Origin of the sequence: Microcystis sp. BLCC-F209 (assembly GCF_041928595.1) — a bacterium.
Lineage (GTDB): Bacteria > Cyanobacteriota > Cyanobacteriia > Cyanobacteriales > Microcystaceae > Microcystis.
This window is the reverse complement of record NZ_JBHFLL010000333.1, coordinates 1-14,927: the sequence shown is the minus strand read 5'-3', so window position 1 is coordinate 14,927 and position 14,927 is coordinate 1. Positions and strand designations below refer to the sequence as shown.

15 protein-coding genes and 1 pseudogene are annotated in these 14,927 nt (G+C 44.6%); 7 read left to right on the top strand and 9 right to left on the bottom strand.

Annotated features, from left to right (window positions below; all coding sequences use genetic code 11):
* Nucleotides 1-185 (bottom strand): annotated as a pseudogene (locus ACE1AQ_RS22385) (Uma2 family endonuclease); the annotation flags it as partial.
* A gap of 121 nt (nt 186-306) precedes the next feature.
* Between ACE1AQ_RS22385 and ACE1AQ_RS22380 the strand changes: the two are divergent.
* The gene (locus ACE1AQ_RS22380; RefSeq protein WP_110544567.1) at nt 307-1,500 is read left to right on the top strand and encodes an FAD-binding oxidoreductase; all 1,194 of its coding nucleotides are present in this window, start codon (nt 307-309) and stop codon (nt 1,498-1,500) included.
* A gap of 2 nt (nt 1,501-1,502) precedes the next feature.
* Here the strand turns inward: ACE1AQ_RS22380 and ACE1AQ_RS22375 are convergent, their stop codons facing one another.
* On the bottom strand, nt 1,503-1,778 hold the full coding sequence (locus ACE1AQ_RS22375) for a hypothetical protein (protein ID WP_002732855.1): 276 nt from the start codon (nt 1,776-1,778) through the stop codon (nt 1,503-1,505).
* A gap of 311 nt (nt 1,779-2,089) precedes the next feature.
* Between ACE1AQ_RS22375 and cysS the strand changes: the two genes are divergently transcribed.
* Complete coding sequence (cysS, locus tag ACE1AQ_RS22370) at nt 2,090-3,532, top strand: cysteine--tRNA ligase (RefSeq protein ID WP_374809244.1); 1,443 nt, start codon at nt 2,090-2,092, stop codon at nt 3,530-3,532.
* Here cysS and ACE1AQ_RS22365 read toward each other — a convergent pair.
* Nucleotides 3,515-5,044, bottom strand: a complete 1,530-nt coding sequence (locus ACE1AQ_RS22365) for a glycine betaine ABC transporter substrate-binding protein (protein ID WP_374809242.1) — start codon at nt 5,042-5,044, stop codon at nt 3,515-3,517. The genes cysS and ACE1AQ_RS22365 overlap by 18 nt on opposite strands.
* A 118-nt stretch (nt 5,045-5,162) precedes the next feature.
* Between ACE1AQ_RS22365 and ACE1AQ_RS22360 the strand changes: the two genes are divergently transcribed.
* Both ACE1AQ_RS22360 and ACE1AQ_RS22355 read left to right on the top strand, forming a co-directional pair.
* Entirely contained in the window at nt 5,163-6,167 is a 1,005-nt protein-coding gene (locus tag ACE1AQ_RS22360) for a CHAD domain-containing protein (RefSeq protein ID WP_110544574.1), read from the top strand.
* A gap of 12 nt (nt 6,168-6,179) precedes the next feature.
* Nucleotides 6,180-7,613, top strand: a complete 1,434-nt coding sequence (locus tag ACE1AQ_RS22355) for a bifunctional orotidine-5'-phosphate decarboxylase/orotate phosphoribosyltransferase (RefSeq protein WP_110544576.1) — start codon at nt 6,180-6,182, stop codon at nt 7,611-7,613.
* A 257-nt stretch (nt 7,614-7,870) separates the two neighbouring features.
* On the opposite strand, the gene ACE1AQ_RS22350 is transcribed toward ACE1AQ_RS22355, so the two are convergent.
* From ACE1AQ_RS22350 to carA, 5 genes are all read right to left on the bottom strand, one after another.
* Nucleotides 7,871-8,167 (bottom strand): DUF1816 domain-containing protein, encoded by a 297-nt coding sequence (locus ACE1AQ_RS22350; RefSeq protein ID WP_008196354.1) that lies wholly within the window; start codon nt 8,165-8,167, stop codon nt 7,871-7,873.
* A gap of 112 nt (nt 8,168-8,279) precedes the next feature.
* Nucleotides 8,280-9,146 (bottom strand): 23S rRNA (guanosine(2251)-2'-O)-methyltransferase RlmB, encoded by an 867-nt coding sequence (gene rlmB / locus ACE1AQ_RS22345; protein ID WP_008196352.1) that lies wholly within the window; start codon nt 9,144-9,146, stop codon nt 8,280-8,282.
* A 43-nt stretch (nt 9,147-9,189) separates the two neighbouring features.
* Nucleotides 9,190-9,606 (bottom strand): Mini-ribonuclease 3, encoded by a 417-nt coding sequence (locus ACE1AQ_RS22340; protein WP_008196350.1) that lies wholly within the window; start codon nt 9,604-9,606, stop codon nt 9,190-9,192.
* A gap of 3 nt (nt 9,607-9,609) precedes the next feature.
* Nucleotides 9,610-9,960, bottom strand: a complete 351-nt coding sequence (locus tag ACE1AQ_RS22335) for an STAS domain-containing protein (protein ID WP_008196348.1) — start codon at nt 9,958-9,960, stop codon at nt 9,610-9,612.
* Between the two features lie 74 nt (nt 9,961-10,034).
* The gene (carA, locus tag ACE1AQ_RS22330; protein WP_008196345.1) at nt 10,035-11,183 is read right to left on the bottom strand and encodes a glutamine-hydrolyzing carbamoyl-phosphate synthase small subunit; all 1,149 of its coding nucleotides are present in this window, start codon (nt 11,181-11,183) and stop codon (nt 10,035-10,037) included.
* A 197-nt stretch (nt 11,184-11,380) separates the two neighbouring features.
* Here carA and ACE1AQ_RS22325 point away from each other — a divergent pair, with 197 nt between their 5' ends.
* Nucleotides 11,381-12,268, top strand: coding sequence for a helix-turn-helix domain-containing protein (locus ACE1AQ_RS22325; RefSeq protein ID WP_110544578.1), 888 nt, complete (start codon nt 11,381-11,383; stop codon nt 12,266-12,268).
* 564 nt (nt 12,269-12,832) lie between these two features.
* Nucleotides 12,833-13,612: a pentapeptide repeat-containing protein gene (locus tag ACE1AQ_RS22320; protein ID WP_110544580.1), complete on the top strand. Its 780-nt coding sequence runs from the start codon at nt 12,833-12,835 to the stop codon at nt 13,610-13,612.
* A 41-nt stretch (nt 13,613-13,653) separates the two neighbouring features.
* Here ACE1AQ_RS22320 and ACE1AQ_RS22315 read toward each other — a convergent pair whose 3' ends face one another.
* The gene (locus ACE1AQ_RS22315) at nt 13,654-14,181 is read right to left on the bottom strand and encodes a hypothetical protein (protein WP_008196339.1); all 528 of its coding nucleotides are present in this window, start codon (nt 14,179-14,181) and stop codon (nt 13,654-13,656) included.
* Between the two features lie 374 nt (nt 14,182-14,555).
* Between ACE1AQ_RS22315 and ACE1AQ_RS22310 the strand changes: the two genes are divergently transcribed.
* A partial coding sequence (locus ACE1AQ_RS22310; RefSeq protein ID WP_374809238.1) for a hypothetical protein occupies nt 14,556-14,927 on the top strand: 372 nt, incomplete at its 3' end.

Sequence of the window (14,927 nt, the reverse complement as noted above, 5' to 3'; positions counted from 1 at the left end):
AAGATAAAAATAGCATGATCGCTGGCATGATCGTTACCAATAGGAGTTATTTCTAATCGATAATAGCCATTGTAATAATAACTTTTTCCTTGATTCTCTGGGAAATTTTTAATCGCTGCTAAGTATTCTTCCCAACTACCTCTAATCCATCGGTCAGTTATCCCCCTAGTTTCTAGCTGTTGCATAGTTATCCCATCCCGCTTTCAACTTTTTCTCTGATTATAGCAATTATTGATCAAATCAGAACTAGGGAACCGAGCAAGTATAATGATAGGATAGATTAATTTAGTAAAAATTAGCCCAATTATGACCACAACTTATGATTATATAATTATCGGTGGTGGTATCACCGGTTCCGCCTTAAGCTATGAACTAGCTAACCTAGGCAGTCGAGTTCTCTTATTAGAAAAAGAAACCCATCCCCTCAACGCCACTTTCTACAGTTACGGGGGTTTAGCCTATTGGTCGGCCACTACAGAAATTGAGAGAAAATTATATCAAGAAGGTCGAGAAATTCAGCGCAATTTATCCCAGGAATTGGGCATAGATAACGAATACCGGGACCTAGACTTAATTCTCACCGTGAACCCCGAAGATGATCCAGCTACTGTGGCCGAAAAATTTGCTATCTTTGCTATTACCCCCGAAATTCTCGATCCGCAGGCAGCGATCGCTTTAGAACCTTTATTAAATCCCGCTGCTATCTCCGGAGTTTTACGACTACCCCACGGTCACATTAACGCCGAAAAAACTAATCTTGCCTATCAACAAGCTTTTCTGCGTCTGGGAGGCAAGATTATTCGGGAAGCTGTCATCGAATTGATTGAAACTGCATCGAGGATGACCGGCGTAAAAACTCCTAAAGATAATTATTATGCCGGAGAAACTATCGTCTGTGCGGGGGGATTAACCCGGTCTTTACTGCAAAAATCCGGCATTACTACTCCCGTCTATTTTACCCATGCCCAGGTGATTAAAATTCCCCCCAGCGAAATCAAATTAAACACCCTAGTTATGCCCGCAATTCCTTCTAGATTGGTATTAGAGCAAAAAATCACCCAACTAGAAAATCAGGGCATTTGGCAGAGAGAAACCCCAGAAATAATTGCCAGTGTTTTAGAAACGGGGGCGGTACAATTCCGGGATCAAAGTCTTTATCTAGGGCAAATTAGCGCCATTATCACCGATCCAGAGGCGATTTTAAACCCTGTGGCGGGGGAAAAAGCAATCCGCACCGCCCTGGGGACATTGCTGCCCCCTTTGGCCGCTCCCCCCGGCAGCTGTCATCATTGCCTAGTGGCTTTTGCTCCCTCGGGACGGCCCCTAGTGGGAGCGATCGCCGACAAACTGGGATTGCAGGTATTTTCTGGCTTTACCAGTACACTTGTATCGGCTCCGCCCCTGGCCCGACGTTTTGCGCGTCATCTGCTGGGGGAAAATGACGAAATAATTACTAATTTACAAAAGTTAAGAGAGAAATTAACTGATGGTTGCAATTAATCCTAATCGACTTTTTCCAACTGCCAAAGAATTTGGTTTCCCTCCCGTCTGACCCGGGAGATTACCCAATTTCGCCACGGCCAATGGTCGCCGCGACTGGTAACGGCACCCGGATTAATATCCATTAAATCGGCCACTTCGGCGCTGGTAATCAAATAACCGCGATTGGCCACTTCATCGGCAATGCGTAGGGTTTCGATCAGATGTCTTAGCTGGTCAACTCTTTCTCCCCGGGGTAATTGGATTTCATCGCCAGCGCTATTAGGTGGTTCATTCATGGTGATGGTCTGGTCAAAGTTGATTAACAATAAAAATTGTCGGTTAAGGCAAACAATCAAGCTTCCCCTATCGTTATTCTATCGATTTCATCAATAATAGTCCCGATCAAAACAGTCCTATCTCCTCGAATCTTACCGTCACATCTTTACTAAAACCCGAAAAACCCCTTGACAAAAAACACAAAATATAGTATGGAAATCAGGGAAAGTGGTTAGCGGTTACTGATAACTGATAACTGATCACTGATAACTGAAAATAACTGCTATAAAATTGGACTAGCCTTTTTCCCCAGAAAAAAAATTCCCCATCCATGACCTTAATCCTCTACAACACCCTCAGTCGTCGCGAAGAACCCTTTAGCCCCCTCATCCCCGGCATTGTCTCCATGTATTGCTGCGGCATTACCGTCTATGATTATTGCCATTTGGGTCATGCGCGTACCTGTGTGGTTTGGGATGTGGTGCGGCGTTATTTAGAGTATCTCGGTTATAAAGTGCGCTATATTCAGAATTTCACCGATATTGACGATAAAATTCTCAATCGGGCTAAAAATGAACATACCACCATGGCAGCCGTGGCCGAGAAATTTATCGAGGCCTACTTTGAGGATATGGCAAAATTAGGAGTCAGACCGGCGGACGCTTATCCCCGGGCCACTCATACCCTCGACGGCATCAAGCGCCTAGTCTATGAATTAGAACAAAAAGGCTATGCTTACCCCAGCGATGGCGATGTTTACTACTCCGTCCGTCGTTTTTCCGATTATGGCAAACTATCAGGGCGAAAACTCGATGATCTGCAAGCCGGGGCCAGCGGCCGGGTAGAAACCGACGACCCGGAAGCAATTAAAAAACAAGACCCCTTTGATTTTGCCCTCTGGAAGGGGGCAAAACCGGGGGAACCTAGTTGGGATTCTCCCTGGGGCCAAGGTCGTCCGGGGTGGCATATTGAATGTTCGGCCATGGTTAAAGAACAATTGGGAGAAACTATCGACATTCATGTGGGGGGAAGTGATCTAATTTTTCCCCACCACGAAAACGAAATTGCCCAAAGTGAAGCGGCTACGGGTAAACCTCTGGCCCACTATTGGTTACATAATGGCATGGTTAAGGTGGCCGGGGAAAAAATGTCAAAATCCCTCGGTAATTTCATCACTATTCGCGAGTTATTGGCAAAATATGACCCCTTAGCCGTGAGATTATTAATTTTAGGCGCCCAATACCGCAAACCGATCGATTTTTCCGATGAGGGATTGCAGGCGGCCACTAATGGCTGGCATACTTTACAAGAGGGTTTATCCTTTGGTTATAAGCATCTTCAGCAAGATAATCCCGGAATTACTGACCAAGAGCTAGAAAATCGCTTTCAAGAGGCGGTAAATCACGATTTTAACTTTGCCGGTGGTTTAGCGGTGTTATTTGAAATCGCTAAGGAATTACGCAAGGAGGGTAATAATTTAACCCATGCGGGTAAGACAGACAGCAATCTGGCCCAATTGGCGGTAAAATGGCATACTTTGGTGAAATTGTCTAGGGTTTTGGGCTTAGAAATTGCCGCCGACCAGAGGGAAACCCCTGTTTCTGAGGGAATTAGTGCAGCGGATATCGAAAATCTGATCCAACAACGGACAGAGGCAAAAAAAGCGAAAAATTACGCCGAAAGCGATCGCATTCGCGCGGAATTAAAAGCCCAAGGCATTACTTTAATCGACCAACCCGGGGGAGTGACTAAATGGTTAAGAGAGGGAGACTAGAAATTCTTTGACCACTTCCTCTACTTTGCGATTGCGGCCATCCACCTGATAGTTTAATTTCTGCATAGCTGTGGAGGTAATTTTGCCGGTGAGTTTCGCTAAAACCTGTCGCAATTGCGGATATTTTTGCAAACTATCCCGGTTAAAAATCGGTACCGCTTCGTAGGGAGGAAAATAGCGTTGATCATCTTCTAGGATGACTAAATCTAGCACGGGAATTAAGCCATCGGTGGAATTTCCCGCCACTAAATCCACCTGTTTTTCGGCTAAAGCGCGGTACATTAACCCTAAATCCATCACTTTCGGGGGTCCGGCAAAATTTAGCCCGTAGGTCTTTGCTAATCCCTTGTAACCGTCTTCCCTTTCCAAAAATTCATAACCAAAACCCGCTTGCCAATTGGGGGTATATTTAGCCGCTTGCGAGAGAGTTTTCAGATTGTATTGACTGGCGGTTTCTCCCCGGATAACAATGGCGAAAGTATTCTCGAATCCTAAACTGGGAAAGACTTCTAGATTAAATTTTTCCGGATAAATCTCTTGCAGCTTTTCAGAGACTAATCGGGCATCGTTCAGGGGTTTTTCTCGCAAAATTCCCGTGAAAGCCGTGCCAGAATACTCCACATAACCATCGATTTTACCCGCTTTCACCGCTTCATGACAGATCAGAGTGCCACCGAGATTAAATTGACGCTCAACCCGTAAATTCGTCTCTTTTTCGATCTCCTGTGCCAAAATTTCCCCTAAAATCACCTGTTCGGTAAAATTTTTGGAACCGATCACCACTGTGCCGGGGGATGAATGGAAAATTTGAGTCAAGAGGAAAGATAGCAAGGCCAACCCGATTAAACCTAAGCCCCATTGCCATTTAGAGGGCTTTTTCGGTCGTTGCGAAGGGGAAAAGGTCTTTTCTAGCCGACCGAGACTCCAATCGGCAACAAGGGCTAAAAAAGCGGCAGGAATTGCCCCCGCCAAAATTAACTGATTGTTGACCGTGGCAATACCGCGAAAAATAAACACTCCCAAACCACCGCCACCGATGGCAGCTGCGATCGTAGCCACACCGATAGCAATCACCGTGGCAATTCTCACTCCTGCCAAAATTGTCGCCCTGGCCAGGGGTAATTCGATATAGCGCAGGATTTGACCGTCGGTCATGCCTAGGGATAACCCCGCTAATTTTAATTCGGGATCAACTTTTTTGATGCCCAGATAGGTATTTAAAACAATTGGCAGTAAAGTATAGAGAGTTAGGGCAACAATAGCGGGAATTTTGCCGATTCCTCCCAAAAAAGGCACGGAAATTAAAAAACCAAATAGGGCTAAACTGGGGATAGTCTGTAGGGTGTTAACGATCGCTATAATTGGTGGGGCGAGAATAGCTTGACGACTAATCAAAATACCTAGAGGAATCCCGATTAAGCTACCCATAGCCATAGCTATTCCCGTCAAGAAAAGATGCTCTCCAGTGCGAAAAGCGATTTCCCCCGCATAATCTAGCCAAAAACTATCCATAAACTTCTCTTAAAGCTGCTGCTTCATCCTATTGTGTAGAATAAATGGGATCTATTAGTTCCAGTCTTTATTTAAAGATTCTATCACCATCTTGACATTATTTCCTCCCTAAAGACCAATGACTAACAAATTTAATCCTCGGGCTAAAACTGTTGCCGATTGGGCCTATATCGGTATTGATAAACATTTTCATAAAGTTCTTAGACACGAAGCTGGGGTTTTACTCGATCAGGATACGGAAGAATTACATCAAATTCGTGTGGGAATGCGCCGTCTTCGCAGTACCTTAACTGGTTTTGCCCCCGCTTTAACCATGCCGAAATATGCCGATCAAAAACGGGTGGGTAATCTGGGCAGAATTTTAGGAGAATTGCGGGATTTAGATGTGTTAAAAGAGGCTTTTGTCGGTCACTATCAGCCAATTTTACCCCCGAAAGAACAGGATTTACTGAAGAAAGTTTTACAAGTTCTCGAACACCGAAGGGAGAAGGCTTTTACTAAGGTAGAAAAACTCTTAAAGTCCGATAAATTTCTCAATTTTAAGGCAGATTTTGCCAGTTGGTTGGATAATCCCACCTATCAACCGATAGGAAAATTAGATATTGCCACGGTTTTACCAGACTTATTATTACCGCAAGCGAGTCGCTTTTTACTGCACGAAGGCTGGTTAGTTGGGGTAAATTTAGAGGAAGATCAAAAAGTAAGAGAGTTTTCTAGTCAAGAAATTGATGACTTATTGGAAAAAGAAGGATTATTACTGCACGATCTCCGCAAAGAAGCCAAGCGTTCCCGCTATAATATGGAGTTATTTACTCAGTTTTATGGCGATAAGTATCGAGAGTATTTAGAGGATATTAAAAACCTTCAAGGTATTCTCGGAGAAATACAGGATTGTTGTGTTCTCTCGGATTTTCTTAGCCAAATTTTCCCCAATTGTCTTGCCAAGGAAATGCCCACTTTACTAGAATTTTTCCAAAATATCCGTCACCAAAAATGGCAAGAATGGCAACCCCTACAAAAGAAATTCCTTGACGCTGACACCAGAAAAAGTCTGCACCAGACAATTTTACAGCCTATTTTTCGTCCAAATAGTGTAGAATTAGAGACTAATCCAGAATTCTGAGATTAGGAACCGATGAATTTTTTTCAAAAGTTAAACCACGCCATTAGTCAAAACCAGACTCTACTTGTCCTCGGTTTAGATGCTAACCCCGAAATGATGCCCTCCACCCCGGGAGAATTAATCGTTAATTTAGAACAGTGGCTCAAGTTTATTATCGATGAAACTGCCCCTTTTGTCTGTGCCTACAAACCAACTTTAGGCTTTTATCAAGCTTTGGGAGCGGCAGGGTTAGAATTATTACAGCGAATTTTAACGGCAATTCCCGCTCATATCCCGGTCATTTTGGATGCTAAACACGGTGATATTAATACTAGCAGTGTTTTAGCCGAGACTATCTTTAAAACTTGGCAGGTGGACGCGGTTACTCTCAATCCCTACTCCGGACAGGATCACGTTGCTCCTTTTTTAGTTTACCCCGAGCATGGCGCTTTTATCCTCTGTCATACTTCCAATCAAGGCGCGATTAATCTGCAAGAATTTCCCAGTCGCGACAATCCTTTTTATCTGCAAGTTGTCAAAGAAGCTTGCACTTGGGGAACTCCCGAACAAGTATTTTTAGAAGTGGGAACCACTCAACCGGAGATATTGAAAAGGATTCGCAATTTTGCTCCCGAAAGATTGATTTTATTACGCAGTATTTGGGAAGAAAAAAGTCAATTCTCCGAGTTAATTACTGTGGGTTTAAATAGTCATGGCGAGGGTTTATTAATTCCTGTACCCCAAGACTTTTTATCTCAACCCGATTTGGGGGCAAAAGTGAAGGATTTACGCGAGGAAGTCAACAAAATTAAACAAAATCACCAGCAAGAATCAAGCCAAGATGAGACTTGGACTGCTAACGTTTGTCTTTTAAAACAACATCCTCATCAGGATTTAATTCTACAATTATTTGATATTGGCTGCTTGATGTTTGGCGATTATGTGCAAGCATCGGGAGAAACTTTTTCCTATTATATTGATCTGAGAAAAATTATCTCTAATCCTAATATTTTTCAGCAGGTAATTGAAGCCTATGGAGAAATATTAAAAACCTTGACATTTGACCGCATTGCTGGCATACCCTACGGTTCTTTACCCACAGCTACGGGTTTATCTTTATTATTAAATCATCCGATGATTTTCCCCCGCAAAGAAGTAAAAGCTCACGGCACAAGAAGAGTAATTGAAGGTAATTTTCAAGTGGGGGAAACTGTGGTAATGGTGGACGATATTTTAATTTCTGGCAAAAGTGCGATCGAGGGGGCAGAAAAGATTAAATCGGCGGGATTATTAGTTAATGATATCGTGGTTTTTATCGACCATGGTGGCCCTGTTAAAGATAAACTTCGTAGCCATGGTTATCAACCTTATTCGGTTTTAACCCTAGCAGAAATTACCGATACTCTCTACGAAGCGGGAAGACTGACAGAAGCAGAATATAGCTGTTTTTTAAATCGCTCCCATTGATATTTAGCCATCAGTTATCAGTTATCAGTTACCAGTTACCAGTTACCAGTAGGAAAATAGAATGTTAAGTGAGCAGTATTACGGTCTTTATCCTCAAGAGGAAGTTTAACCTAATTCGGTATTCATCCTGACTCCCAAAAACGAAAACTTCCTATCTCAGCCTTAAGATAACTGCCATAAGTAGCAGCCTTATGCTGTTTTTTCACTGTTTACTGATGACTGATGACTGATCACTGATTACCGATCACTGAAAATTGTTAAGAAACTTGACTGCGTAAGACCTTTAGGGTATTCAGGAGCTTGCTTTCTTCTTTTTCCTCAAAAATAGTTAAATCTTTCGGTTTACAACGTTTTATATGCAATTTAATCCCCTGCGCTCCTTCTGTTTTCAAATCTTCTTCATAACCGGCTTGAGCGACCACAGCCTCGTCTTTAGCGAGAAAAGGACCGAAATAATAAGTACATCTGGGATAGTCGGTTTTAATCTCGACCCAGTAGGCTAATCCGAACCTTTCGAGTAAGCTAATCAAAAATTCTTTCATTTCGTTCCCCATCTAAATCTACTCTGGTGGTTTTGTTACGTTTGTTTACATTTCGCAAACTTCCTTCCTATTTTATTTATACTTTCTCCTTTTGGCTATTGGGAGTGTCGAAAAATACAGATTTTCAGTCGGGGGAATTTTGCCAGCGTTGCCGGTAAACCTCGTAAAGAGCCATAGCCGCCGCCACCGAAGCATTGAGACTGGGGGTTTTGCCTGGCAAGGGGATAGATACCAACTCATCGCAGGACTTTTGGGTTAACAGACTCAAACCCTCTCCCTCCGAACCTATGACCAATCCTATCGCACCCGTTAAATTGATTGTGTGTAAGGATTTACCACTTTTTGCCGCCGTGCCGTAGAGCCAAAAACCGGCCGCTTTTAATTCCTCTAAAGCACGATTGAGATTGACCACCCTGGCGACGGGTAAATATTCCAAGGCCCCTGCTGCCACTTTCATCACCGTCGATGTCACCCCGGCGGCGCGACGTTGGGGAATAACTACCCCCTGACAACCCATGGCCTCAGCGGTGCGAATAATTGCCCCAAGGTTATGGGGATCCGTGATCCCTTCAGCGATGACGATGACGGGGTGGCGACTTTTGCCCTTAGCTTTTTCGATCAGATCGGCTAATTCGATATAATCATAGGGGGACATTTGGGCGGCGATCCCCTGATGATTGGCCTTACTGGTAATCTGATCGAGACGCAGATCGTCCACCTCATCAATTACCGTGCCGTTGGCCTTGGCTTTTTCCAAAAGGGTATGATAACGGGGATCGTAACGGAGTCGATTGACCACCCAAATCCGATTCAGTTGGCGCTCCTCTTCCATGGCTGTTAAAACCACCCGGCGACCGTAGAGCAGATCATCAGCTTCTTGGTTTTCTGGAGTTACTGCCGGGGATTTAGTCAGAATTGGCCCGGTTTTTGGCCGCGAGGGCCGGCGAAAATTACGATTATCGGACTTGCTAGGAAATGGTCGATCGCTCATGGTTGCATGGATTAAGAGTAAAGTCGGAAATCGTCCCTGAGGGCTATAATTCTAGTTTTTCTAATAGTTGATGTAATCTTGAGGGGTCTTGCAGATAAAGATAGCCAAACAGGGTTTCTAAACTGCTGGCCTGCTGATAGACTTGGGCTGTCAGACGACGGCGTTTTCCCGTGACCGCATTGCGTCCCCGGCGCAGAATTTCTTTTTCTTGGTCCGTCAGATAGGGCTGCAGTTGTGCTAAATCTAAAGCCTGTTGTTCGGCCCTGACCTTGCCTACCACCTGAGCGTGATAGTCCCCCAGACGCTGGGGCGGCAGTAAATAATAGGTGCGGATGTATAATTCATAAACAGCATCCCCCAGATAGGCCAGAGAAGCGGGCGATAATCGGTCAAGACCCTCTAGGATTGGTGAACCCTGGCCACTGACCTGTAAGCGAATTTTTTCGAGAGGAGATTCCACGATTTACGCTTTTTCTAGATATTTGATCGCCGCCTCTAGGGTGGGTTGCAGGGAAAAAAACTTCTCCAATCGCACCAGTTTTACGGTTTGAGTTACCCGGGGATTGGTAACAATTTGTAAACTGCCCCCTTCGGTTTTGGCCTTTTTCACCAATTTTACCAAAGCTCCTAAACCGGAGCTATCGATAAAATCAATCTGAGCGAGGCTAATAATCACATCCTTAGGGCCTTCCTCCACATAGCCTTCGATCACCTTACAAAAAGTCGGTTCGGAAAAGGCATCTAAAAGACCCGTCAAACGGAAAATTTGGTACTTATCTTTGACCTCACGGGTGCCTCGCAAGCTGACGGTCAAGTTAACTGCTTCTGGAATAATCGCCTCCTAGCCCTAGGGCTGTAAAAATCAAAACCCTAGTATATCCTAAAAATTTACGACCGATCCTTTTTTGCTTGCCGCATTAAATCGACAAATTTGCCAAACAGATAATCGGCATCGTGGGGGCCGGGACTGGCCTCGGGGTGGTATTGTACCGAGAAAAAGGGCAAGGACTTATGTTTTAATCCCGCTACGGTGCGATCATTGAGGTTGAGATGGGTAATCTCCACTTGCGGATTTAAAGAGCCTTCCTGCACGGCAAAACCGTGATTCTGACTGGTAATTTCCACCTGTTGCTGGAGTCCACAGGGTTGATTTAACCCGCGATGGCCAAATTTCAGTTTAAAGGTTTCTGCTCCTAGGGATAGGCCTAAAATTTGATGACCCATACAGATGCCAAAAGTGGGTTTTTCCCCTTGCAAAAGTTGCTTGGCTAGGGCAATCCCTTCGGTGACAGCCGCCGGATCTCCCGGTCCGTTAGAAAAGAAAATACCATCGGGATTATATTCGGCGATTTTTTCCGGGGGAGTGTCAGCGGGAACCACGATCACCCGACAACCGTAGCTGGCTAAACGCCGGAGAATATTGCGTTTGATGCCAAAATCGATCGCCACCACCGTTAACGGTTCTTGCTCACTATCAATGGGCGCAAATTCCCAAGCGGAGGGGGTGGGAGTTGTCCACTCGTACACTTCCTTGGTGGTTACTTCTTTGACGAGATTTAACCCCGCCATACTGGGGGCTGCCTGCACCAGCCGCAGTAAATCATGATAATCGAGTATTTCCGTAGAAATTGCCCCATTCATCGCCCCAACCGAGCGAATTTTGCGGGTCAGGGAGCGGGTATCGATGCCATAGATGCCAATAACATGATGAGCGGCCAGATAATCCGGTAGGGATTGGCTAGAACGCCAATTACTGGGCCGGTGGCAGATATTTTTGGCGATCGCTCCTTTCACCTGGGGACGAATTGACTCCTCATCCTCGGAGTTAACCCCCGTATTTCCCAATTCCGGATAGGTAAAAGTGACGATTTGACCGGCATAACTGGGATCGGTGAGGACTTCCTGATAACCGGTCATCCCTGTGTTAAAGACAACTTCGCCGACGGTGGTTCCCTTGGCTCCGAAGGAATAACCCTCGTAAACTGTACCATCGGCCAGAACTAATAAGGCTTTTTGACTAGCAGCACTGGATATCATTGTCAATTTTTTAATCTTGAGTAGTGGTGAGAAACAGAAGTCAAGGATAGACTAGAACAGGGACTAGAAAACGAATTGCTTAGTTTTAATTGGCTAGAGCGTTTTATGATTAAGAGTACATCCGCCCAAGGACAATAGTTCCCCCTGACTAGCCATCGGCAAGATCCTATCGCTTAAAAAATAACTATATAAGTAATATGAGTCCAAGAAAACTGACTGATGCCACGAAAAAAGAAATTCTTAAGCTTTATCGCGAAACGGAGGCCACCACTTCCACGTTAGCCGAGCGTTATGGCGTGAGTAGTTCTACGGTCAGTCGTTTTCTCAAAAATTCTTTTTCTAGCGAGGAATACGAGCAATTAATCCAGAAAAAACGCTTGGCCCGCAATGGTCGTGGCCTCGAAGATGAGGGAGCAGCGGCGGATTTACCAGAAGAAGCGAGCGAGGTGATTAGTTTTCGGGCAGCGCACATCGCAGCTAAGGATGAGCAGGATTTTGAGCAACCGATCGCTTCTGTGGAACAATTAAGCCTGTTAATGGATACCTCTTACCCGCCGGAAGGAGATAATTCGGAATATATAGAAATTAATGGCGATAAACCACTAGAAGACGCTAATTTAACCGAGTTTTTCGTCGAAGCTATCGAGGAAGAGGAGGAGGAAGATGATCTGGACGAGGATTGGGATGAAGAGGAGGATAAAGATGAAGAGGAGGAGGAGGAGGAGGAGGAACTAGCGGGCAGCTATTTAGGCCCGACTATCGTTAAAACCGCCCAACTACAGATCTTACCCCTCTCGGCGGCGGCTTTTCCCAAAACCTGTTACTTGGTGATTGATCGCGCTGCTGAATTAATCACCCGTCCCCTCAAGGATTTTGCTGAATTGGGTAAGGTTCCCCCTCAGGAAATCCAGCAGCGCACTCTCCCCATCTTTGAAAGTCATCGCATCGCTCGCCGTTTCTCCAAGCGCAAGGAAAAAGTGATTAAAGTTCCCGACGGTCGCCTGATCGAAAAAGCTCACGCTCAACTGGAAGCTAAAGGGATCACCCGTCTGCTCATGGATGGTCGTATCTACGCTTTAGAGTAGGGAATTAGACGATTAGCAGCGGTTGGGAGATGGGGGAAGTGGGGAAGTGGGGAAGTGGGGAAGTGGGGGAATGGGGGAATGGGGAAATGGGGAAGTGGGGGAATTTCAACTAAAACCCTAAAACCCTAACACCCTAAAACCCTAACACCCTAACACCCCCCGCAACGCGCACGCAGTGACCACCCTATCTCCTGCCTCCTGCCTCGGAGCCTCCTGTCTCCTAACCCCACCAACAAACTTTTTGCCACAAACCCTAAATATAATCGAGTTTAAACAATAGATAAGTTTTTTAACAAGAGTAGTGTTAGATACTAATTACCCGATGGACTGGGGTAGAATTGGAAAAACCAGTCCAACTGTTTTAGCCAAACTACTTAACTATGATGAAAATTAACTTGCTGTTCGGGTTATCTTCCCTTAAAAAATCGATAAAAAACTTTACATAAACTCAAAGGAGACCCTCGTAAATTTCTCATCTAAAAGCGGAGTGAGTTATCGGACAAAGTTTTTAGGTGCTTTTGTTGATTACTTCTTAACCACCATCTTATAAGTAGAAGAAGGGAGATGAAAGTTAATCAGTTACTAAGACTCTACGAACAAGGAGAGCGGGATTTTTTAGGCATTGACTTGATGAGTCTAGATCTACAACAAGTGACTCTAATCGCTGTCAATTTTGCTGCGGCCAATTTGCGCGGAACTAATTTGAGTCGCTCTTTTTTGACTAAATCAAATCTGCGGGGAGCGAGTTTGAATTGGGCGAATTTAACCTATGCCAAATTAAGTCAAGCGCAATTAGTGGAAGCGGACTTAACCAAAGCCAATCTCACCGGGGCCTTTATGGTACAGGCAAACCTGCGTAACTCGCGATTAAGTGGGGCGGATCTTTCCCATGCTAATCTCCGGGGGGCGAATTTATGCGGGGCAAATTTATGCGGGGCGAATTTATACTTAGTTAATCTCTTGGAGGCAAACCTAGATAAAGTCAATCTCAATTGGGCCAATTTGCAGGAAGCGCGGTTAAGTGGGGCTAAATGTCGTCAGATTTCTGCAAGGGAAGCCAATTTTAGGGGCTCTTTTCTGAAAGAGGTGGACTTTCAAGGGGCCAATTTAGAAAGGGCTAATTTTAGTGAGGCACGTCTGACGGGTAGTGATTTACGCGGTGCCAATTTAGCGGGTGCTAATCTAGCGGGAGCGCGTTTACAACAGGTAAATCTACAGGGAGCGGACTTGAGGGGTGCTAACTTGACGGGGACTTGTTTTGAGAGTGTCACTGGTTGGACAGAAACCGCCCAAGAAGATGATATTTTTCCCCTAGACTGGTTTCAGCCCCGTTTTGCTACTTAAAAGTCAATATATCTTCCGAAAGCCCGTCCTTTTCCTATCAATTAACGATTAGCTGGAGTGGTTAATCTTTGGTTAGGAATGGGGATTGGGGGAGCATTATTCGGCTCATCCTCGAAGGGTAAAGTAGGGGGAGGAGGAGGAGTGGTAGCGCCGGGAGATGCTGCTGGAGATGGACTGGGATTAACGGCAGCGGGGGGACTTTTCGGAGTGACGACGGGTGCGGGAGAGCTAAAACCGAGGAGAGCTTTGCCAAAGGGAAAAACATTTCTCCAGCGTTGAATATTGGGATGACCAAACCAATCTTGACGGGACACCTTCACCGAGAGCAAAGGTGCGATCGCACCTGATTTTTCGGCCGTTATTAATAAATCAATTTTATCAAGACCCTTTTGTTGATTAAAACGACTGATGATAGTTTTCTCTGCCAATTGCGATGCTCTAGTTAATAATCCTTCGTAGGATTCTCCCCGTTTAACTGCGATAGGAAGATTAACAGTGGATTGAGCAAAAACTACATCAACGGCAACAATTCCCGTCAGCAGCGTTAAAACAGTAATAGACTTGTACATAGGACAGACGGTTAAACAGATACTCCCTGGCTAGGATCGGCAGCTTCCCTCTCAGAGTTCCCCGATCGCCTTCTTAAATTACCATGATCGATCTCTGGCCACAATTGCCAATTTTCCGGTAGCAAAATCGCCCTTGGCTCCTAGCAATGGGCAATAGGAGAATGATTAGGGCTGGCTGAATAAATCTAAAAACTTTGTTGGATAATATCTTTAGGCTTTTTTGAAATCAAAAAGTGCCAGCCATTGGAGTGGTCAGAGGAAAAATTCAGGGACTTTTTCCCTGAACATGGGTAAAGCCCCAGACCCACACCAAAGAAAAACTTTTTTAGTATAACCTAATTATATTTGGCTATATCGACCCGAGGGTTTTAATTATGACACAAACTGGCGAAACCGTTACCTATTCTCTCGAATCTGTCCTGAAAGAAATTAAAGATAGCATTAAAGAGGTTAATCAGAAAATTGACTTTCTCCAAAGAGATGTTAATCAAAAATTTGACATTCTCCAAAGAGATGTTAATCAGAAAATCGACACTCTCCAAAGAGATATGGATCAAAAATTTGACAGTCTCCAAAAAGATGTTAATCAAAAATTTGACAGTCTTCAAAAAGACGTTAATGATTTAAAGGTGGAAGTCACAGAAATCAAGGGAGATATTAAAACTCTTGATCAGAAAGTCGAAACAATGGATAAACGACTAGAAAAAGTTGAAGATAGTTATGCAATCCTAGTTAAAGATATTGCT

Coding starts and splice junctions, on each gene's coding strand:
- ACE1AQ_RS22365 (WP_374809242.1), bottom strand. CDS start 5,044: ATGGATAGTTTTTGGCTAGATTATGCGGGGGAAATCGCTTTTCGCACT.
- ACE1AQ_RS22375 (WP_002732855.1), bottom strand. CDS start 1,778: ATGAATGAACCACCTAATAGCGCTGGCGATGAAATCCAATTACCCCGG.
- ACE1AQ_RS22325 (WP_110544578.1), top strand. CDS start 11,381: ATGAGTCCAAGAAAACTGACTGATGCCACGAAAAAAGAAATTCTTAAG.
- ACE1AQ_RS22380 (WP_110544567.1), top strand. CDS start 307: ATGACCACAACTTATGATTATATAATTATCGGTGGTGGTATCACCGGT.
- rlmB (WP_008196352.1), bottom strand. CDS start 9,146: ATGAGCGATCGACCATTTCCTAGCAAGTCCGATAATCGTAATTTTCGC.
- cysS (WP_374809244.1), top strand. CDS start 2,090: ATGACCTTAATCCTCTACAACACCCTCAGTCGTCGCGAAGAACCCTTT.
- ACE1AQ_RS22350 (WP_008196354.1), bottom strand. CDS start 8,167: ATGGGGAACGAAATGAAAGAATTTTTGATTAGCTTACTCGAAAGGTTC.
- ACE1AQ_RS22320 (WP_110544580.1), top strand. CDS start 12,833: ATGAAAGTTAATCAGTTACTAAGACTCTACGAACAAGGAGAGCGGGAT.
- carA (WP_008196345.1), bottom strand. CDS start 11,183: ATGATATCCAGTGCTGCTAGTCAAAAAGCCTTATTAGTTCTGGCCGAT.
- ACE1AQ_RS22355 (WP_110544576.1), top strand. CDS start 6,180: ATGAATTTTTTTCAAAAGTTAAACCACGCCATTAGTCAAAACCAGACT.
- ACE1AQ_RS22360 (WP_110544574.1), top strand. CDS start 5,163: ATGACTAACAAATTTAATCCTCGGGCTAAAACTGTTGCCGATTGGGCC.
- ACE1AQ_RS22315 (WP_008196339.1), bottom strand. CDS start 14,181: ATGTACAAGTCTATTACTGTTTTAACGCTGCTGACGGGAATTGTTGCC.